Raw genomic sequence first — 18526 nt, forward strand, 5'->3', positions numbered from 1 at the left:
ACCGCGGCCCGCCGGTCATAGGACAGGGCGGCCCAGTCCCGCTGGGCGCCGGCGGCGGTCTCGGCGGCCCGGCGGACGTCCTCCGCGGTCGCCGCGCCGACCTGGGCCAGCGTGTCACCGGTGGCCGGTTCGGTGGCCGCGAACTCACCGCCGGATCCGGGCACCCAACCACCCGAGTAGATCTTGCCTTCCCACGTGCTCCGATCGAGCAGACTCATGGTCGTCACCTCTCTGTGTCGGTTGTTGCTGTGGTTGTCGTGCTGTATTGGCGGTGCGGGGTCTGGGTGGTTCCGGTCGGCGTCAGTGCGGCAGCTCGCTGATCCGCTGGTCGCGGGTGGCCTCGGCCATCCGGATCAGGTGCCAGATGAGCTCGTTGTGTGGCGTGGGGATGTCGTGAGCGCGGCCGCGGCGGACGATCTCACCGTTGAGGTGCTCGATCTCGGTGGGCCGCCGGTTGATCAGGTCCTGCAGCATGGACGGCAGGTGGTGCCCACTCATCTCGGGATCTGTTGCCGCCGCGATGGTCTGGCGCACCTTGGCGCCGTCGACGGTGACGTTCTCGGCCGCTGCGACCTGCACGATCTCGTCGATGATGCCGCCGGCCACCGTCCAGAACTCGGGGTAGGCGGGCAATGCCGATACGGGGGCGTACATCTGGGAGCACAGGGTGTTCAGCACCGAGTTGAAGGCGACCTTGCTCCAGATCATGATCTGCACGTCGGGTGAGACGTCGACCGTGATCGGTGACCCGTCGAAGGCCGCGAGCACGGTGCCGACGGTCGAACCCTGCCGCCCGTCGGCCTGCATCACATGGGTGTCGCCGTCGCCCAGCGAACGGATGCGGCCCGGTCCGAGCAGCTCGGTGCCCAGGGTGGTGACGCCGGCGACGATGCGATCGACCGGCATGAATTGCGCAATCGCCTCGATGTTGCCCAGCCCGTTCTGGAGGGTGAGCACCACCGTGGTGTCGGTGATCAGATGCCGCACGGCCCCGATCAGCGATGCGGTCTGCATGGCCTTGCCGAACACCAGGATCAGCGTGGGGGAGCCGGTGCCGTCGGCGGGCAGGTTGGCGGTCAGCTCGACCAGCCGGCTGGACGACTCGTCCTCGACCAGCAGGCCACCCTGCCGGGTGATCGCCGCGACATGGTCGACCCAGGGATCGACGAGCTGGACCTGGTGCCCGGCGCTGTGCAGGGCCGCGCCGAAGCGGCATCCCATGGCCCCGGCGCCGACGACGGCGATCTCCACGACGAATTCCTTCCCGATGAAATGCTTCTGATGAGTGAGTGGGGGCGGGCCGGCGCGGCCGGCCGGGGTCAGCGGTCGACCAGCTTGCTCGGGACCTTGAGCATCAGGCCGACACCCAGGAGCAGCACGACGGCCAGCACGACGGTGGCCCAGGTGGTGCTTCCAGTCAGGGTCGTGATCCAGCCGACCATGTAGTTGGCGACGAAACCGGCCAGGTTGCCGATGGAGTTGATGGTGGCCAGCCCGACCGCGGCGGCGCCACCCGCCAGGAAGGCGGTGGGCAGGCTCCAGAACAGCGGCAGCGCGGTGAAGACGCCGGCGGTGGCGAGCACCAGACCGATCATGGTGAGGATGAGGTGCCCCCCACCGGCGGCGCTGACGATGAACAGGCCCGCGGCGCCGAGAACCGCGGCGCCGCCGACGTGCAGCCGGCGCTTGCGCGTCTTGTCCGAGCTCTTGGCGGCCACCACCATCAGGACGATCGCCGCACTCCAGGGGATCGCGCTGAGCAGGCCCACCTGCAGGAAATCGCTGACGCCGGCGCCCTTGATGACCTGCGGCAGCCAGAACGCGATGCCGTAGGAGCCCAGGACGAAGCAGAAGTAGATCGCGGCGAGCAGGAGGACCTTGGGGTCTTTCAGCCCCGCCCAGGTGCTGTGCACCGGCTTCGCGGTGTCCTCGGCGCTGAGATCATCCTGGACGACTGTCTTTTCCTCGGTGGTCAGCCACTTGGCCTTGGCCGGCACGCTGGGCAGCCAGATCAGGACGGCGATGCCGAGCAGGACGGCGGGAATGCCCTCGATGAGGAACATCCACTGCCAGCCGTAGAGGCCCTTGGCGCCGTCCAGCGCGGTGAGCGCCCACCCGGACAGCGGGCCGCCGACGACTCCGGCGAACGCGACGGCGGTGAAGAAGAAGGCGGTGGCCCGGGCCCGCCGGGCGTTGGGGTACCAGTAGGTCAGGTAGAGGATGACGCCTGGGAAGAACCCGGCCTCGGCGACGCCGAGCAGGAATCGAATGAGGTAGAACTGCCAGGCCTCCTGGGTCACCATCAGCAGCGCCGACAGGATGCCCCAGCTGATCATGATCCGGGCGATCCAGACCCGGGCGCCGTACTTTTGCAGCAGCAGGTTGCTGGGGATCTCGAACAGGAAGTAGCCGATGAAGAAGATGCCGGCGCCCAGGCCGTAGACGGCGGCGGAGAACCCGAGGTCCTCGCTCATCTGCAGCTGGGCGAAGCCGATGTTGACCCGGTCGACGTAGCTGAAGACGTAGGCCAGGAACAGCAGCGGGAGGAGGCGCCAACCGATCTTGCGATAGGCGCGGTTGCGGATGCCGGTGTCGCCCGGCAGCTCGGTGGTGGTGTCGGGGGTGGTCATGGGTGCTCCGGTTTCGGTGGGCAGCACGAACTCCGGCCCGGTCGGCGGGCCGTTGGTGGCAGAAAGGGGGGTGGGGGTCCGGTCGGGCCGGCAGCGGGTGGGTCGCCGGAACTACTGGACCGCGACGTCCAGGACGAGCGGCTCATGGCGCTCGCTCAGGGTCGGGACGATCTCGTCCAGGGCGGTGATGAGTTCGTCGTAGGTCTCGATGCGCCGGGCGGGACAGCCGAGCCCGTCGGCGATCCGGCTGACGCGAAGGTCTTCGAAGGACGGCCAGGGCGCCGATCCGCGGCCGTCCGGGGTGGTTTCCCCGTGCATCCGGGCGAGCCGGTCCATGATCGCGTAGCGGCCGTTGGACATGACCACGACGAGGACACCGGTGCGGTACCGCGCGGCGCTCCACAGGGCCTGGATCGCGTACATCGACGACCCGTCGCCGACGACGGCGACGACCGGCCGGTCGGGCTGGGCCAACTTGACTCCGATCGAGGCGGGCCGGCCGAACCCGAGGCCACCCATCGCCGCGCTGAGGAAGCCCAGGGGTTCGCGGGCCGGCAGCAGGGCATGCAGCGACGCCCGGCTCGACGGGCTTTCCTCGACGATGACGGTGTTGCGCGGGATGCGGTCGGCCAGCGCGGCGAAGACCTGGGGGGCCTGCATCGCACCGTCCCCGACCGGGCGGCCGGGGTGCTCGACGGCCGGCCGGATCTGTTCGGCCGGCGCGGGACGGGCGGTCAGCCGCTCGGCGAGCAACGCGCACACCGCGGCCGGCGGAGCCACCACGGCCAGATCCGCGGGGCTGCCGTTGGCCTCGGCCGGGTCGTCGGTGATGATGGCGATCCGGGTGCCCGGCTCGACCAGCGGCCCGGCCTCGTGCGGGTACTGCCGGAAGACCGGCGCGCCGACGGCCAGAATGACGTCGTGTTCGGCGAGCACCTTGCGCAGGTCGGATCGGCCGGAGGGCAGGTGGCCGGCGAAGTAGGGGTCGTCCTGCGGGTAGCCGGCGCGGGCACCGAAGGCCTCCTGCCACACCGGGCCCTGGAGCCGGCCGGCCAGCGACTGCAGCGCGGCCCAGGACTGCTCGTCATCGGTGCCTGCGCCGACCACGATGACCGGGGCGGTCGCACCGTCCAGGAATGTCACGAGCTCGTCGACGGCTGCCGTGTCGACCCCGGTGGCCCGGACCACGCGGGCCGGCGCGGCCACCGCGTCGTCCCCGTCCGCCGGTGCGTCCCAGTCGTCCATCGGGACGATGACGATGGCCGGCCCACGATGCTCGGTGGCCTCGTGCCAGGCCCGGGCCAGGGCACCCGGCACGTCCTGCGGGCGGGCCGGTTCGTTGACCCATACCGGGTAGTCGCCGGCCAGCTCGTCGAGCCGGTGACCGGCCAGGAACGGGTTCATCGCCAGGTGCCGTCGGTCCTGCTGGCCGACCAGGACGACCAGCGGCGCCTTGTTGACCCGGGCGGTGGCCAGCGCGCCGACGGCGTTGCCCAGACCCGCGGTGGTGTGCAGGATGACGACGGCCGGCGCCTGGTTCGCGATGGCCCAGCCGGTGGCCATCCCGACCACCGATCCCTCGTGCAGGGCGAGCACGAACTTCAGATCCTCCGGAAGGTCGGTGAGCAGGGAGATCTCGGTCGACCCCGGATTGGAGAACAGAGTGGTGCCGCCGAACCGGCGGAGCACGTCGAAGGCGGCGTCGCGAACGGTGCGCATGAATCGTTCCTCACTGAACAGGTCAAGCAGGGTCTGGGCGGGTGGGGCGCCAACTGGAGGTTCCGGTGGGCGACAGGTTGAAGTGTCCGGCGTGGGCAATCACGCCGTCCACGACGTCTCTCGTTCAACGGAAAATTTTGTGCGGGGCGGTCAGGACTCCGGTGGCGGGCCGGCCAGGGCCCGGGACAACCCCAGGGCAGCCATCCGGACGGGGGGAACCAGCAGGGTCAGCGACCGGTCGTCGCTGGGCACGACCACCGACACCGCGGCGATGACCTGGTTGCGCGCGTCCCTAACCGGCGCCGCGACCGAGGACGTACCGTCGGTCATCTCGTCCCGGGACAGGCAGAAACCCTGCTGACGGATCGCGGCCAGCGCCTGCCGCAAGGCCCCGGGGTCCGTGATCGTCCGCTTCGCGTGGCGGTCGAGCCCGGCCGCGATCACCTCGTCGAGCAGGGGCGGCGGGGCGTGGGCGAGGAGTACCTTGCCCGGGCCGGTGGCGTGCAGCGGCAGCCGCCGTCCGACCTGGGACTGCACCGCGATATCCGGTCGGGCTTCGAGTTTCTCGATGTACAGGGCTCGCCGGGCGTCCAGCACGACAAGGTGCACGACCTCGTGCGTCACCTCCAACAGGTCCTGTAGAAACGGCAGCGCCAGATCGCGCAGTGCCCGTCCGGCCGGAGCCTGCGACCCGAGCCGCCACAGTTGCATGCCGATCCGATAGCGGCCCCACGCCGTGCGCTCCACCGCGCCCCAGGCGACCATCTCCGCCAGCAACCGGTGCACTGTGGCCGGTGAGAAGCCAGTGGCCCGGGTGATCGATCCGTGGGTCTGCTCCGGGTGGTCCACGAAGGTGTCCAGGATCGCGAAGGCCCGGCTCAACACGGTCAACCCGGCCGTGTTCGAACGACCCGACACCGCCCACCTCCTCGTGGCTGTGGTCACCGGCGACCCGCCCGAGTATCCGCCACCATGGGATCTGACGCGGCCCGCTCAGCCGGCGGCGCGTGGCCGAGCCGGTCCGGTCGACCGCGAAAAGGCACGGTTGACAGCGCTGGAGATCCGTGGTCTCCTGATTTCGGACATGTCACTGGTTAGGCCAGGCAGGATCCAAGTGAGTTCGGCGCACCTAGGGCGCGGTTCTGGCTTGGGTCCTTTTTTTGTGCCCTTTTCCGGTAGATCAGAGCAGATTCCTACTCACGAGGCAGGCATGATGGACTACAACAAGACTGCGGCAGACATTCTGCAGCAGGTCGGCGGCGCGCCGAATGTCGGTGCCGTTTCCCATTGCTCGACCCGGCTCCGGTTCAACCTGGTCGACGACGGCAAGGCCGACCTGGAGGCGCTCAAGCGCATTCCCGGGGTGCTCGGCGCGGTGCAGGCCGGCCAGACCCAGATCGTCATCGGCAACGAGGTTGTCGAGGTTTACGGGGCGCTGCTGCGGCTGCCCGGTGTGGGGGTCGGGGCGGCGACCGCTGCCCCGACGGGCGAGAAGAAGAAGCGTGCCCACCCCGGCCGGGTCTTCGTCGACTTCCTGGTCGCGGTGTTCCAACCGCTGGTCCCGGCCATCGCCGGCGCCGGCATCCTCAAGTCACTGCTGATGCTGCTGACCGTCCTGGGCTGGATGGATCCCAAGGGCGACGCCTACGCCATTTTGATCGCCATTCCCAACGCCGTCTTCTATTTCCTGCCATTGATGGTGGCGGTCACCACGGCCACCAAACTCGGGACCGACAAGTTGGTCGCATTGGCCGCGGTCAGCGTGCTGATCCTGCCGTCCCTGACTACGCTGGTCGCCTCGGACACCGGCCTGCACCTGTTCGGCTTCGCGGTCACCAACGTCAACTACAGCACGCAGGTCTTCCCGGCCATTCTGGCCGTGCTGTTCCTGTCGGTCAACGAGCGATTCTGGACCAGGGTCTCGCCCAAGCCGATCCGGATCTTCTTCGTCCCGATGATGAGCCTGCTGATCACCGTGCCGGTGACGCTGTTCGTGCTGGGCCCGCTGGGCTTCCAGGCCGGCACCTGGTTCACCGCCGGGATCGTGTGGCTGTACGCCACGCTGGGCTGGGTCGCCACCGCGCTGCTGGCCATGCTGCTGCCGTTCCTGATCTCGGTGGGCATGCACAAGGCGCTGCTGCCGCCGACCATCAACCAGATCACCACCACCGGCAAGGAGAGCCTCTACAACCCGGCGTCTTTGGCGCACAACATCTCCGAGGCCGGGTCGAGCTTCGGCGTCGCTATCCGCACCAAGAGCCCGGTGCTGCGCGCTACCGCCATCTCCGCGGGTATCTCCGCGCTGTTCGGCATCACCGAGCCCTCCCTGTACGGCGTCACCCTGCAGAACAAGCGCGCCCTGCTCAGCGTCCTGTCCGGTTGTTTCGCCGGCGGTGCCTACCTGGGCCTGACCCATGTGACCAGCTTCGCCGCCGTCGGCCCGGGCCTGGCCAGCATGTCGATGTTCCTGGACCCCGACAACCCGATGAACCTGGTCAACGCCGGCATCGGCGCGGGCATCGCCTTCGTCGTCGCCATGGCCGTCTCGCTCACCCTGTGGAAGGACTCGGCGTCGGCCACCCTGATCGTCGCGCACGACCCGGCCGCCACCGCCGACCAGCACACGGTCACCGCGGTCAGCCCGGCCGCCGGCATCGCCCTGCCGCTGTCGGAGGTCAACGATCCGGTCTTCGCCGGTGGTGTGCTCGGCGCCGGCCTGGCCATCGTGCCCCAGTCGGGGGAGTTCCACGCCCCGATCTCCGGCACCGTCGCCATGGTCTTCGACTCCCACCACGCGATCGGCCTGACCACTGACGACGGCGTCGAACTGCTCATCCACGTCGGCCTGGACACCGTGCGGCTGAACGGCGAGCACTTCACCGCCCACGTCGCCAAGGGTGACCGCGTCGAGGCCGGGCAGCTCCTGCTGACCGCCGACCTGCCGGCGATTGCCGCGGCCGGCTACGACATCACCACGCCGATCGTGGTCACCAACTCCACCGCCCACGCGGTGACGCCGATCGCCCCCGCCGGCCATGTCGCCGCCGGCGCCCCCCTGTTCGGCATCGCCGTGGACGCGAAGGAGTCGGTCGATGTCGTTTCCTGACGGCTTCCTCTGGGGTGGCGCCATCGCCGCCAACCAGACCGAAGGGGCATGGAACGTCGACGGCAAGGGACCGTCGGTCGCCGATGTGGCGATGTACCGGCCCAAGCTGGACCCCAAGGACTACGCGGCGCACCACGCCGTGTCCACCGCGAGCATCGAGGCCGCACTGGCCGACCCCGACGGCACCTACTACCCCAAGCGGCGCGGCATCGACTTCTACCACCGGTACCCCGAGGACCTGGCGCTGTTCGCCGAACTGGGCCTGAAGGTGCTGCGGGTCTCCATCGCCTGGACCCGGCTCTACCCGACCGGGGAGGAGACCGAACCGAACGAGGCCGGGATCGCCTACTACCAGGCGTTGTTCACCGAGATGCGACGGCTGGGCATCGAGCCGCTGGTCACGCTGTCGCACTACGAGAGCCCGGTGGCGCTGTCCGTGAAGTACAACGGGTGGGCCGACCGGCGGGTGGTCGAGTTGTTCACCCGGTTCACCTTGACCTGCTTCGAACGGTTCGGGTCGCTGGTGAACCGGTGGCTGACGTTCAACGAGATCGACAGCGTCATGCGGCATCCGTTCACCTCGGCCGGGATCATCCCGGAGAACTGCCCGGACGGGGTGCAGGCGGCGTGCTACGCCGCGCTGCACCACCAGTACCTGGCGTCGGCGATCGCGACCGAGCAGTGTCACCGGCTGATCCCGGGCAGCCAGGTCGGCTGCATGCTGACCAAGCTGACGACCTACCCGCGGACCTGCGCGCCGGAGGACGTGGCGGCCACCCAGCACAAGAACTTGGACAACCTGTGGTTCGGCGACGTGCACGTCTTCGGGGAGTACCCGCGGCTGATGTTGGCCGACATCGCGCGGAAGGGCGTCACCCTGCCCATCGAGCCCGGTGACGAGGACATCCTGCGGTCGCATCCGGTCGATTTCGTGTCGTTCAGCTATTACCAGTCCTCGACCGAATCGGTGGACCCGGATGCCGAACGCACTCCGGGGAACACCATCCTCGGGGTCAAGAATCCGTACCTGCCGTCCAGCGAGTGGGGGTGGCAGATCGACGCGGTCGGCTTCCGAATCTCGTTGATCGAGCTGTACGACCGCTACCGTAAGCCGTTGTTCGTGGTGGAGAACGGCATCGGCGCGATCGACCAGGTCACCGAGCAGGGTGAGATCCACGATCCCTACCGGATCGCCTACTTCCGGGAGCACTTCACCCAGATGAAGCAGGCCGTGGACGAGGGCGTGGAGCTGCTCGGCTACACCAGCTGGGGCACCATCGACCTGATCAGCGCCTCCAGCTCGCAGATCACCAAGCGGTACGGCTTCATTCATGTCGATCAGGACGACCTCGGAGCCGGCACCGGCGCCCGTCGTCGCAAGGACTCCTTCTGGTGGTATCAGAAGGTGATCGCCACCAACGGCGAAGAACTCTGAACCACCCGACAACTCGGCGAAGGGAGCGACGAGGCTCATGCTCATCATCAAGAAAGTGCTCAACTCGAGCGTGATCCTCGTCGAGGACCCGCAGGGCCGGGAGTCGATCCTGCTCGGGAAGGGCATCGGGTACGGCCGGAGACCCGGAACCCCGGTGCCCACCCGGGGGCAGGGCGAAGACCAGGACCAGGTCTTCATCCCGGTGGTCAACACGGACGTGCAGAACCTGGTCGAGCTGCTCACCGCGATCCCGACCGACTACCTGGAGATCACCCGTGAGATCGTCACCCACGCCCAGCAGCTGGGGATGACGCTGCACCCACACATCTACCTGGCGCTCACCGACCACCTGCACTTCGCCGTCGAACGGTCCCGAGAGAACCTGGTCGTGACCAACCGGCTGGCCTGGGAGATTCAGCACTTCTACCCGGAGGAGTACGCCGTCGGCCGCCATGGGCTTACCCTGCTTCGCGACCAGCTCGCCGTGGAACTGCCCGAGGAGGAAGCGGCCAACATCGCGTTCCACGTGGCCAACGCCCGGCACGGGGATGCCTCGACCACGTTCGACACTCTGCAGGCGGTCAAGCTGATCGACGCGGTCGTCACCATCGTCCGGTACAGCATGAACCTGCAGCTGATGGACCAGAGCCTGCACTTCGCGCGGTTCATGAGCCACATGCGTTACTTCGCAACGCGGTTCCTGGAGAACCGGATGCTCACCAGCACCGACGACTTCCTGTTCGGGCAGGTCAGCCGGCGCTACCCGCACGCCCACGAATCCGCCGAGAAGATCCGCACCCACATCGCGGCCCAGTACGGCCAGCAGATCTCCAACGAGGAAGTCGCGTATCTCACGCTGCACATCGAGCGGCTGGCGTCCCCGTGAACAGCCCGGGACTGCATTCCCGGAGTGGGGCAGTCCGGATAACGGTGGATACGGGTCTGGTCTGACCGAGGGAACGGGCCATGGCTGAGACCATCGAAGTCGTGACGGATGGCGAGGAACGGGTTGGTTGCAATCTCAGGATGCGCAGGTTGCGTGGTGACCTCTACGAATTCCACACCGTGATCTCCAATGTGACGGTGTCGCCTTCTTGGCTTGTAAGTCGGAGAGTCGCGAACCATTCATTTGAAAGTCGCAGACAATGTAAGGGGACGTCGCTCAATTCGCTGACTGGTATCGACGTGTTGGGCTTGCTGCTGTAGGTAGTCAGAGTCGAACAAGTGTCGAAATCGGCTACGGATCGATTCGGAGCTTTCGCTACATCGACGTACCACATGTCGAGTACGCCGACGATGTATTGTACGGACCCACTTTCCGTCGAGCCGGTGTAGTAACTCTTAGCTCCCCATTTCGGATCGCTTGGTGGCGACAGAAGGCATACGCCATCGCCGTCTTCGGCGAGAGTGACGCTACCCTGATGGTAGACGGAGCCACCTGTCGGCGCAGCCTGGCTCGTGGTCGGTGACAAAGTAGGCCGTTAACGTGCCGAAAAGAGCTGTGGCACAAGTAAGAAGAGCCAGTAGAGCCTTACCGACGGTGCTAAGCCGGTCAAACCAACTGCGCGATGTCGGGGATCCCTGGTGGCGGTGTCCCCGTACCCGCAGAACCATTGCCCATCGTGGCCCCCTAGTGCTAGCTGTTGCGTCGCGAAGCTACCGCGGCCTAGGTAGTCGCTCCGACCAAGTTGAGACATTCGGGGATTCACGATCAAACGATTGGCCCACACTTGGACGACCAGATCAGCGTTACTTGCGCTGCAGCGCTTCGCCCCGCTCCTTGTCGAAGGAGGGCTGCCCGGCGCGCCTGGCTTGATCACGAGCCCCGTGCGGCTCGGACGGCGCCGGCCGACGGTTGGGCCGTGCTCGATCTGTGGTGAGGTCCACGACGGGGACCCCGACGAGTGCCCGTGGGACCTGTTCGCACAGGGCATTGGGCCGCGCCCGGAGCGCCAGAATGGCCCACCCGGCGAGCCTGTAGGTCGCCGGAGACGTGAAGACCTGGTGGAGGTCGAGATGCCGATGGACGCGCCGGAGAAAGCCGGCAGGAGTTCACCTCGCCAGCCGGCCAGTGTGGAGGAGATGCAGACTTCGGCGATGTCGACTCGGTGACCCGGGCGGTCTGCCTCATGGACGAGTTGGCCGCTCCGCCCGAACTGGTCGATGAGATCGAGGTCGCCGGCGTACCAACGGAGGAGGCTGCGCTTGCGGATGGCATCCGCGAACTGATTGAACATCTTTGGGTCCAGGCTGAGGCAATCGCCTCGCTGGGGGATCGGCTCGAAAGGATCGCACCGCCTCGGTGATCTGGCCGTCCGCACCCCCTCCCTCGACCGCGGGCTTCTCCAGCGCCCCCCACTCCACCAGCTCTGCCGCACGACGATGGACGGTCGGCAGAGAGACGCCCGCTCGGCGGGACAGCTCGCTGAGCGTCAGGACTGGCGATTCGGCGGAAAGGCGGCGAGAATCGCGAGCACCTTGGCTGCCACGGACTTCTGCGCCTGCGTCGTGGACCTCTGTCCGAACTTCCTCCGAGACGCGTATGGGTTCACGCTGCCACAGCCGTGGAAGCAGATTTCAGCATCACCAACGGTGCCGCCGCCACCCGAAGACGTCCGCTCCACCGCGGAACGACCGGGCGGCGCAGGTTCTCGCATCGCGCCCGTTGTCGGTCACGACCCTCCGATACCGGTGCCGGAGGGGCCAATAGCGGCAGTGCCGCCACTTTGGGTGCGGGTGCCGTACAGCCACCCGGCGAGCCACCTGGACAGCCGCGGCATGACGATCCAGGTCATGATCGCCACGACCGGCAGGACGACGGTGATCGAGCGGACGATGAGTGGCCAGGTGCCGATGAGTGGGCTCAGCGCGTAGGTGAACGTGAGTTGCAGGATGAGAATGACCGTGGCGGTCATCAGGAAGGTCTTCCATCGCGGTGGGGGTCCGGTCGACGTCACCGGTGGTGCGGTCCATTCATCGATTTCCTGGATTCGCCTTTCGGACACCGTCCGCATGAAGTCTGCGCCGCTGGCGAGCAGGCGCGTGCGGTCGGGTGATGCTTCCCAGGTATCGAGGTGTTCGGTGGTGTCGAACCGATAGACGATGTTCCAGTCCCGGCTGTCGGGTGCGCTGCGCAGCAGGCCCCACCCTAGGAAGCCCGGGTGTTGGCGGGCGGCGTCGGTGATTGCTTCGGCGAGTTCGCGGAAGTCGTCCTCATGGCCGGTCGTGACGGTCCGCTCGACAATGACCGTGGTGGGCTTCCGGTCGGGTGCCGTTCCTGGTACCTGCATCAGAGCCTCCTTCTTGCCCCTGTGGTGAGCCGGTCGGTGCGGGCCTGTCCGCGGTTGTCCGGCTATCGGATGCGGCGGACGAACATGACCGCGACGGCGGACAGCAGGGCGAGGACGGCGAGCACGAGGAAGAACACCGGGTAGTTCTCCCCGCCGCTGACGGTCAGCACGGCGACGGCAGCGATGGGGGCCAGGACGTTGGGCAGCAGGGTGGCGACCTGGAAGACGCTCATCGCCTTGCCGGCCTGGGCGTCGTCGGGGACGACCGCGGCGGCGATCGCGATGTCGACGGTGAGGTAGATCGCCTGCCCGACGGTGAGAATCAGCCAGGCGACGAGGAAACCGGTCAGGCTCTGGGTGACCGCGGCGATGACCAGGGCGCCGGCGATCAGGATCGCACCCATGACGACGAACGCCTTCCGCCGGCCGAGGCGGTCGGACAGGAATCCGGAGACCAGGAAGCAGACCACGGAGACCGGCGTGGAGATGGCGGTGATCCGGGCGTACTCGCCGGCCGCGGCCTCGGTGCTCAGGCCGGCGGTATCGGACAGGAAGAACACGGCGAAGGTCTGGATGCCGACGTAGGCGACACCGAGCAGCAGGCGGCTGACCCAGTTCCAGGCGAAGTCCCGGTCGCCGTTGGTGCGCAGCCAGTAGCTGCCCAGGAACTGCCGAACGCCGAATCGGGGCCAGGCGATGTCCATCGGGCGATCGACCTTCTTGATGGCCGCGGCCAGGGCGAGCGCGCCGATCAGGGCGACGATCGCCGGCAGGCCGAGCATCAGCGCGGGAAGGGTGACCAGCTGGCTGCCCAGGACGACGCCGACCAGCACCGCGATCGCGACGACGAAGCCGATCAGGCCGGACAGGCGCGCCCGCAGGTGATCGGGAACGAACTCGGGAATGAGGGGGAGGAAGCCGGCGAACGCCCCGGCGTACCCGAGAGAGGCCAGGGCATAACCGATTGCGACCGCGGGGATCGACGGCACCGTTCCGGCGATGCCGAGACCGATCAGGCCGATCACCGCCCCACCCACCAACCAGGGCCGGCGGCGGCCGAACCGGCTGCGGCTGCGGTCGCTGAGCGCCCCGCACAGGGGCAGGGCGGCGATCGAGACGACGGCGCCGATCAGGATCACGGTCGACAGCGCAACGGTCTTGCCCTCGGGGTCGATGCCGGCGATCCGGACGGCGAGGGTGATGATCGGTGGGGTCAGGCTGGCCAGGTACAGGCCGAATGCGGCCAGCACCAGCAGCGGAATCAGCACCTTGGGGGCGGGCGCGTCGTCATGCAAGGCGCCTTCGGCGACGCTGCCGCCGCCGATGTGATCGGCGGTCACGGGTGCCGGAGTGGTCATCGTTGACTCCAATGGTTTCGGCTTGACTGGAGGGTGGGCCACGACCGTGGTGGGTTCTGCGGCGCGGTGCCCATGGGAACAGGCGGCGTGGTCTCGCCGGAAGGTACTTCGCCACTGAGTGGCAATCAGGAACGCGAGGCGCGCCAACCCGGGACTGCCGGCCCGGGTCGATCCCCGCTCGGCGATCCGCGGGGTCAAGGCCGGATCGGCCCAGGTCAGAGCCACAGCCGGCGCGACTTCGAAGAAACATTGCCACTGAACGGCATAGCCGGTTGGCGACTCGACGACCAGGTGGTCAGATCTGTCGACCAGCCGAGAGGGCACGTGACCCGAACCGGCGGCAAGCCGTAGGCAATGAGTCTCTCACCGACGACGATGACAGGCGGACATTCATGGCGATCTCTCAGCACATTCGGTCGCTGATGCGTTCCGTCACCCGCCCATCCGATCGGTCCGCAGCCAACCCGCACCGCTTTTCGGTCGGCCCGGTGTAGAGACGCAACATCGGCGCCGGGCCGGCGATGCGCGGTCGCCGCGCACCCCGGTCCAGGCCACACCCCCATCCATCTATCTAGCCGGACCTTCCGGCCATTTCTCCCACCGAAGCGAGGACAGCCCATGTGTGACAACCCTGCGGTGCACGATCAGATCCACGAAGGTGCGGGCGGTGAGCTGGTCGTGCCGGCGGCGTCCCGGCGGACCATCCTGAAGTCCGCGTTGGCCATCGGCGGGGCGACGCTGGCCGCGGGCGCCCTGGGCACCGCCGCGGCCGGCGCCGCGTACGCGGACAGCGGCAGCGCCGGAAGCAGCCGGCCCGTGACGGGTGATCGCATCGTGATGCTGGGCGTCAACGGCGGCCCGGTAGCGGACCCGGGGACGACCAAGCCGGCGATCGCCCTGGTCGCCGGGACCGGCACCTACCTGATCGACAGCGGCCTCGACACCGCCCGCCAGCTCGTCGATTGCGGGCTGGGATACGCCGCCATGAGCAACGTCTTCATCACCCACCACCACTTCGACCACACCTCCGGGTTGCCCGGACTGGTCATGCACGGCTGGGTCAGCCGGAAGTTGCCCACGCTGAACATCTGGGGGCCGCCGGACACCGCGGCCAAGCTGGCCGGCATCAAGCAGACGTTCAACCAGGACATCAACACGTTCTTGAGCGGTGGCGGATTCGGGCCCTTTCCGACGGTGAACACTACCGACATCGCGGTCCCGGCCGACGGCACACCGACCCGGGTGATGGAGGACGCCAACGTCGTCGTCGACGCCACCCGGGTGTTCCACGGCCCCGAGGTCGCCAACGCCTACGCCTACCGGTTCACCATCAAGAGCACCGGCAAGGTCGTGGTGTTCTCCGGTGACACCGCCGCCCCGGACCAGAACCTGATCAACCTGGCCAAGAACTGCGACGTGCTCGTCCACGAGACGCAGAACAACCTCAAGGTCGACCAGATCGCCGCGAGCCTGCCGCCGGCCCAGGGCGACGCGCTGCGCAAGCACCTGTACGAGTCGCACTCCAACGTCGTGGACCTTCCCGGCGTCGCCAAGGCCGCCAACGCCAAGAAGCTGGTGTTCTGCCACTACACCCCGGACTACACCGACAGGCCGCAGGTTTACCTGAGCCAGGCGCGCCCCGCCGCCCGCAAGGTCGGCTACCGCGGCGACATCATCGCTCCGTCGGCCCTCGACGTCATCCGCCTCTGACCCGACCCGACCGCGACCCGAGGTGCGCTCCCGGCAGTCTCCGCGACCCCGGGAGGCTCCGCGCTGCGGTCCTCGCCAATCCTGCGCCGACCCCACGAATCTGAGAGGTCTGAAAGCATATGTGTGACGTCGTTTCTCGCGCGTTGAGCGCGGTCCCCGAGCCCAATCGGCGCAGCGTGCTCAAGACGCTCGGCCTGACCGCCGCCGTCGGCGGCCTGGCCGTGGCCGGCGCCGTGCCGGCTGGCGCTGCGCCCGCCGCGACGGCCGCATCCGCGGGCACCGGCAATGCGTCCCGGTATCGCACCCAACTGGTCATGCTCGGGGTGTCCGGCGGTCCGATCATCCTGGGCAGCGAGTATGCCGGCATCAGCACCGCGATCGTCTACGGCGGGAAGGTCTACATCGTCGACCTCGGCCTGGGGTCGCTCGGCCGGCTCGCCGACTCCGGGCTCGGCGCTCCTGACGTGCCCAACGGCGCGTTCTCCAACGTGGCCGGCATGTTCTTCACCCACATGCACAGCGACCACCTGACCGATTTCCCGGCCGCCTGGGCGATCGGCACCACCAACAACGTCGGCCGCACGCTGCCGCCGATCCAGGTCTTCGGCCCTGGCAATCGCGGCACCCTGGCCCGGGTCTTCCCGCCCACCCGGCCGACCCCGCCGGTGGTCAACCCGGACAATCCCACGCCCGGCATCACGCAGACCTCCGCCTACCTGTCCCAGGCCTGGTCGAACGACTTCAACGACCGGATCCGGGACAGCGCGTTCACCCCGCCGGAGGCGCTGTTCACAGTGAACGACATCAGCCTGGCCGGGATCTGGGACGTCGACCCGAGCGGTGTGCCGCCGCGCCTGACCACGCCGATCCCGGTGTGGCAGGACGGTGATGTGAAGGTGACGGCAACGCTGGTCGATCATCACCCGACCGCCCCGGCGTTCGCGTTCCGGTTCGACACCCCCGACGGCTCGATCGTGATCTCGGGCGACACCACGGTCAGCCCGAACCTGATCGATCTGGCCCGCGGCGCCGACTACCTGGTGCACGAGGTGATCGATACCGCCTTCGTCGACCGGCTGGTCGCTTCGCTGCCCCCGGCGAATCAGGCCGCGGTGCGCGAACATCTGCTCGGCGCCCACACCACCATCGAGCAGGTCGGTCGGGACGTCGCGCAGCCGGCCGGGGTGAAGAACCTGGTGCTGAGCCACCTGGTGCCCGGCAGCAACCCCGACAGAGTGTGGCGGGCCGCGCAGAAGGGCTACTCAGGCAACCTCATCATCGGTAAGGACCTCATGCAGCTCGGTGTCGGCAAGCGGCGTCGATAACTGGCGCCCGGCCTCGCCTTTGATTGACCTCGGGTCACCCGGCCCCGCCGATCTCTCGCCGTCGGCCGGCATCCACGCCCGCCGACCGACCCGACCGGGGTCACGCACACTCACACGTCTTGAAATCCACACGTCCGGCAATCGAAAGGAACTCGTCATGGGTGGACTGTCCTGGTGGCACTGGCTGATCATCATCGCCGTCTTCGTGCTGCTGTTCGGCGCCAAGAAACTCCCCGACACCGCTCGGGGTCTGGGGCGCTCGCTGCGCATCCTGAAGTCCGAAGTGTCCGCCATGCATGAGGATTCGGCGGCGACCATGCCCACTGCGTCGACCGCTCCGGTCGAGCCGACGGTCGGCCAGCCGGTCGCGACCCCGGTCGCGGGAACGTCGCCGACCATCCGCGTCGCCGGCTAGATCGGTCGACCGGTCATGAATCTCTCACTCGCGGCGCGCCGATCCGGCGAGGCGGCCGGTGACGGTCGGCGGGTTGGCCGCCCGTGGCTGCGGCGACGGGCCGGCCGACGCCCGGCCGATGGGCAGATGCCGCTCATGGAGCATCTTTTCGAGTTGCGCCGGCGCATGTTCGTCGCGGCCGTCGGAATCGTTCTTGGCTCCGTCGTCGGGTTCGTCTGGTACGGCCAGGGCATACCGGCCCTGGGGGTGCCGTCGCTGGGGGAGATTCTGATCGCGCCGTACTGCGCCGTGCCCAGCCCTCCGCGCATCACCTTCGACGGCGCCGGCTCGTGCACCCTGCTGGCCACCGGCCCGTTTTCCATCCTGGAGGTACGGCTGAAGGCGGCCGTGCTGACCGGGGCGGTGCTCAGCTCGCCGATCTGGCTCGGTCAGCTCTGGGGTTTCGTCACCCCCGCCCTGCACCGCCGGGAGCGCCGTTTCGCGCTCACCTTCGTCGCGGTCGGTTCGACCCTGTTCGTAGCCGGGTCGGTGCTGGCCTACGTGGTGATCCGGGAAGGCCTGCAGGTGCTGCTGGGCTTCGGCGGAGACACCGTGGGCGCCGCGCTGTCCCCGGATTCCTACTTCTCGTTCCTGATCGCCATGCTGCTGATCTTCGGAGTGTCGTTCGAGCTGCCACTGCTGCTGGTGATGCTGAATCTCGCCGGCGTGGTTCCGGCCGCGGCCCTGTCCCGATGGCGTCGCTACGCCTATTTCGCGATGATTCTGTTCGCCGGCTTGGTGGTGCCCGGGAACGACCCGGTGACCATGCTGGCCCTCGGGGTTTCGCTGTGCGTGCTTTACGAGGTGGCGGCCCAGGTCAGCCGAATCCACGACCGGCGGGCCGCGCGCCGGGCGGTCGCCCAGGAACGAGAGTTCGCGCTGGACGGAATCGCGGAGCCGGCACCGGTTCTCGCGGCGAGCACGACGCCGGTGGCGTCCCCATTGCCAAGCCCCACGCCGCACCCGCTGCCGCACCCGCGGACCGATCCGAACGGCTGACCCGCGGCCGGTCGGTCGCCGGTCCCGTTCGTCCACTGATTCTAGGAGGTGAGCCCGGTCATGTTCGGGTTGTCATGGGGACAGATCGGCATCATCGCGGTGATCGCGATGTTCCTGCTCGGTCCGGAGCGCATTCCGGTGGCGATCGCCTGGACGTCGCGGTCGTTGCAGACGGTTCGCGGGATGGCGTCCGGCGCCCGGTCACAGCTGGGGGAGCAGTTCGGGCCCGAGATCGCCGAGCTGCGGGAACAGATCGCCGAGCTGCAGTCACTCAAGCAGGCGCTGAACCTGGGCGACCTGCACCCGGCTCACCTGCTGAGCCGGATCGGCGAGGAGCGGCCGCCGGTCGCGCCGACGTCGGCGGTGTCGTTGTCGAAGTCGTCCGAACCGGCCGGCACGTCGGAGGTCGCCACCGCAGCCGAGCCCGGCCGGGTCCGCGGGTCCGAGGCAGCCTGAGGGGTGTCCTCGGGTGCTCGACGGTGGCCTCGCACGCTCGGCCA

At 68.2% G+C, this 18526-nt stretch carries 17 protein-coding genes and 1 pseudogene; 10 read left to right on the top strand and 8 right to left on the bottom strand.

The window, feature by feature from the left end; genetic code table 11:
* The 5 genes from ACOJUF_RS05665 to ACOJUF_RS05685 all read right to left on the bottom strand — a co-directional run.
* A partial coding sequence (locus ACOJUF_RS05665; RefSeq protein WP_420120889.1) for an aldehyde dehydrogenase family protein occupies positions 1–218 on the bottom strand: 218 nt, incomplete at its 3' end.
* 82 nt (positions 219–300) lie between these two features.
* Entirely contained in the window at positions 301–1251 is a 951-nt protein-coding gene (locus ACOJUF_RS05670; protein WP_420120890.1) for a ketopantoate reductase family protein, read from the bottom strand.
* 68 nt (positions 1252–1319) lie between these two features.
* Entirely contained in the window at positions 1320–2630 is a 1311-nt protein-coding gene (locus ACOJUF_RS05675) for an MFS transporter (protein WP_420120891.1), read from the bottom strand.
* 111 nt (positions 2631–2741) lie between these two features.
* Positions 2742–4349, bottom strand: coding sequence for a thiamine pyrophosphate-dependent enzyme (locus tag ACOJUF_RS05680; RefSeq protein WP_420120892.1), 1608 nt, complete (start codon positions 4347–4349; stop codon positions 2742–2744).
* 150 nt (positions 4350–4499) lie between these two features.
* Positions 4500–5267, bottom strand: coding sequence for an IclR family transcriptional regulator (locus ACOJUF_RS05685; protein WP_420120893.1), 768 nt, complete (start codon positions 5265–5267; stop codon positions 4500–4502).
* Between the two features lie 295 nt (positions 5268–5562).
* Between ACOJUF_RS05685 and ACOJUF_RS05690 the strand changes: the two genes are divergently transcribed.
* The 5 genes from ACOJUF_RS05690 (at position 5563) to ACOJUF_RS05710 (ending at position 11196) form a co-directional block, all read left to right on the top strand.
* The gene (locus ACOJUF_RS05690; protein ID WP_420120894.1) at positions 5563–7455 is read left to right on the top strand and encodes a beta-glucoside-specific PTS transporter subunit IIABC; all 1893 of its coding nucleotides are present in this window, start codon (positions 5563–5565) and stop codon (positions 7453–7455) included.
* Positions 7442–8890 (top strand): glycoside hydrolase family 1 protein, encoded by a 1449-nt coding sequence (locus tag ACOJUF_RS05695; RefSeq protein ID WP_420120895.1) that lies wholly within the window; start codon positions 7442–7444, stop codon positions 8888–8890. Before ACOJUF_RS05690 ends, ACOJUF_RS05695 begins: the two co-directional genes overlap by 14 nt.
* Positions 8891–8927: 37 nt before the next feature.
* Positions 8928–9776, top strand: a complete 849-nt coding sequence (locus ACOJUF_RS05700; RefSeq protein WP_420120896.1) for a PRD domain-containing protein — start codon at positions 8928–8930, stop codon at positions 9774–9776.
* An 80-nt stretch (positions 9777–9856) separates the two neighbouring features.
* Complete coding sequence (locus ACOJUF_RS05705) at positions 9857–10096, top strand: hypothetical protein (RefSeq protein ID WP_420120897.1); 240 nt, start codon at positions 9857–9859, stop codon at positions 10094–10096.
* A gap of 923 nt (positions 10097–11019) precedes the next feature.
* Positions 11020–11196, top strand: a complete 177-nt coding sequence (locus ACOJUF_RS05710; RefSeq protein WP_420120898.1) for a hypothetical protein — start codon at positions 11020–11022, stop codon at positions 11194–11196.
* An 88-nt stretch (positions 11197–11284) separates the two neighbouring features.
* Here the strand turns inward: ACOJUF_RS05710 and ACOJUF_RS05715 are convergent.
* The 3 genes and pseudogenes from ACOJUF_RS05715 to ACOJUF_RS05725 all read right to left on the bottom strand — a co-directional run.
* Positions 11285–11464: pseudogene (locus tag ACOJUF_RS05715) on the bottom strand (hypothetical protein); the annotation flags it as partial.
* Between the two features lie 98 nt (positions 11465–11562).
* Entirely contained in the window at positions 11563–12180 is a 618-nt protein-coding gene (locus ACOJUF_RS05720) for an antibiotic biosynthesis monooxygenase (protein WP_420120899.1), read from the bottom strand.
* A gap of 62 nt (positions 12181–12242) precedes the next feature.
* Positions 12243–13538, bottom strand: a complete 1296-nt coding sequence (locus ACOJUF_RS05725) for an MFS transporter (RefSeq protein WP_420120900.1) — start codon at positions 13536–13538, stop codon at positions 12243–12245.
* A 618-nt stretch (positions 13539–14156) separates the two neighbouring features.
* On the opposite strand from ACOJUF_RS05725, the gene ACOJUF_RS05730 reads away from it, so the two are divergent.
* The 5 genes from ACOJUF_RS05730 to ACOJUF_RS05750 all read left to right on the top strand — a co-directional run bounded on the left by ACOJUF_RS05730 (position 14157) and on the right by ACOJUF_RS05750 (position 18482).
* Positions 14157–15248 carry an MBL fold metallo-hydrolase gene (locus tag ACOJUF_RS05730; RefSeq protein ID WP_420120901.1) on the top strand — a complete coding sequence of 364 codons (1092 nt, stop codon included), beginning with the start codon at positions 14157–14159 and terminating at the stop codon, positions 15246–15248.
* Between the two features lie 143 nt (positions 15249–15391).
* Positions 15392–16573 (top strand): MBL fold metallo-hydrolase, encoded by a 1182-nt coding sequence (locus ACOJUF_RS05735; RefSeq protein WP_420120902.1) that lies wholly within the window; start codon positions 15392–15394, stop codon positions 16571–16573.
* A 157-nt stretch (positions 16574–16730) separates the two neighbouring features.
* The gene (gene tatA, locus ACOJUF_RS05740) at positions 16731–16988 is read left to right on the top strand and encodes a Sec-independent protein translocase subunit TatA (RefSeq protein WP_420120903.1); all 258 of its coding nucleotides are present in this window, start codon (positions 16731–16733) and stop codon (positions 16986–16988) included.
* A 126-nt stretch (positions 16989–17114) separates the two neighbouring features.
* On the top strand, positions 17115–18026 hold the full coding sequence (tatC, locus tag ACOJUF_RS05745; protein ID WP_420120904.1) for a twin-arginine translocase subunit TatC: 912 nt from the start codon (positions 17115–17117) through the stop codon (positions 18024–18026).
* Between the two features lie 60 nt (positions 18027–18086).
* Positions 18087–18482: a hypothetical protein gene (locus ACOJUF_RS05750; protein ID WP_420120905.1), complete on the top strand. Its 396-nt coding sequence runs from the start codon at positions 18087–18089 to the stop codon at positions 18480–18482.
* The last annotated feature ends 44 nt before the right edge of the window (positions 18483–18526 follow it).

The sequence above is a fragment of the Nakamurella sp. genome (assembly GCF_048594475.1).
GTDB lineage: Bacteria > Actinomycetota > Actinomycetes > Mycobacteriales > Nakamurellaceae > Nakamurella.

Excerpts from the sequence above, each read along its gene's own strand:
- tatC (WP_420120904.1), top strand. The coding sequence starts at position 17,115 with ATGCCGCTCATGGAGCATCTTTTCGAGTTGCGCCGGCGCATGTTCGTC.
- ACOJUF_RS05690 (WP_420120894.1), top strand. The coding sequence starts at position 5,563 with ATGGACTACAACAAGACTGCGGCAGACATTCTGCAGCAGGTCGGCGGC.
- ACOJUF_RS05730 (WP_420120901.1), top strand. The coding sequence starts at position 14,157 with ATGTGTGACAACCCTGCGGTGCACGATCAGATCCACGAAGGTGCGGGC.
- ACOJUF_RS05680 (WP_420120892.1), bottom strand. The coding sequence starts at position 4,349 with ATGCGCACCGTTCGCGACGCCGCCTTCGACGTGCTCCGCCGGTTCGGC.
- ACOJUF_RS05720 (WP_420120899.1), bottom strand. The coding sequence starts at position 12,180 with ATGCAGGTACCAGGAACGGCACCCGACCGGAAGCCCACCACGGTCATT.
- ACOJUF_RS05700 (WP_420120896.1), top strand. The coding sequence starts at position 8,928 with ATGCTCATCATCAAGAAAGTGCTCAACTCGAGCGTGATCCTCGTCGAG.
- ACOJUF_RS05725 (WP_420120900.1), bottom strand. The coding sequence starts at position 13,538 with ATGACCACTCCGGCACCCGTGACCGCCGATCACATCGGCGGCGGCAGC.
- ACOJUF_RS05705 (WP_420120897.1), top strand. The coding sequence starts at position 9,857 with ATGGCTGAGACCATCGAAGTCGTGACGGATGGCGAGGAACGGGTTGGT.
- tatA (WP_420120903.1), top strand. The coding sequence starts at position 16,731 with ATGGGTGGACTGTCCTGGTGGCACTGGCTGATCATCATCGCCGTCTTC.
- ACOJUF_RS05710 (WP_420120898.1), top strand. The coding sequence starts at position 11,020 with ATGGACGAGTTGGCCGCTCCGCCCGAACTGGTCGATGAGATCGAGGTC.
- ACOJUF_RS05695 (WP_420120895.1), top strand. The coding sequence starts at position 7,442 with ATGTCGTTTCCTGACGGCTTCCTCTGGGGTGGCGCCATCGCCGCCAAC.
- ACOJUF_RS05675 (WP_420120891.1), bottom strand. The coding sequence starts at position 2,630 with ATGACCACCCCCGACACCACCACCGAGCTGCCGGGCGACACCGGCATC.
- ACOJUF_RS05750 (WP_420120905.1), top strand. The coding sequence starts at position 18,087 with ATGTTCGGGTTGTCATGGGGACAGATCGGCATCATCGCGGTGATCGCG.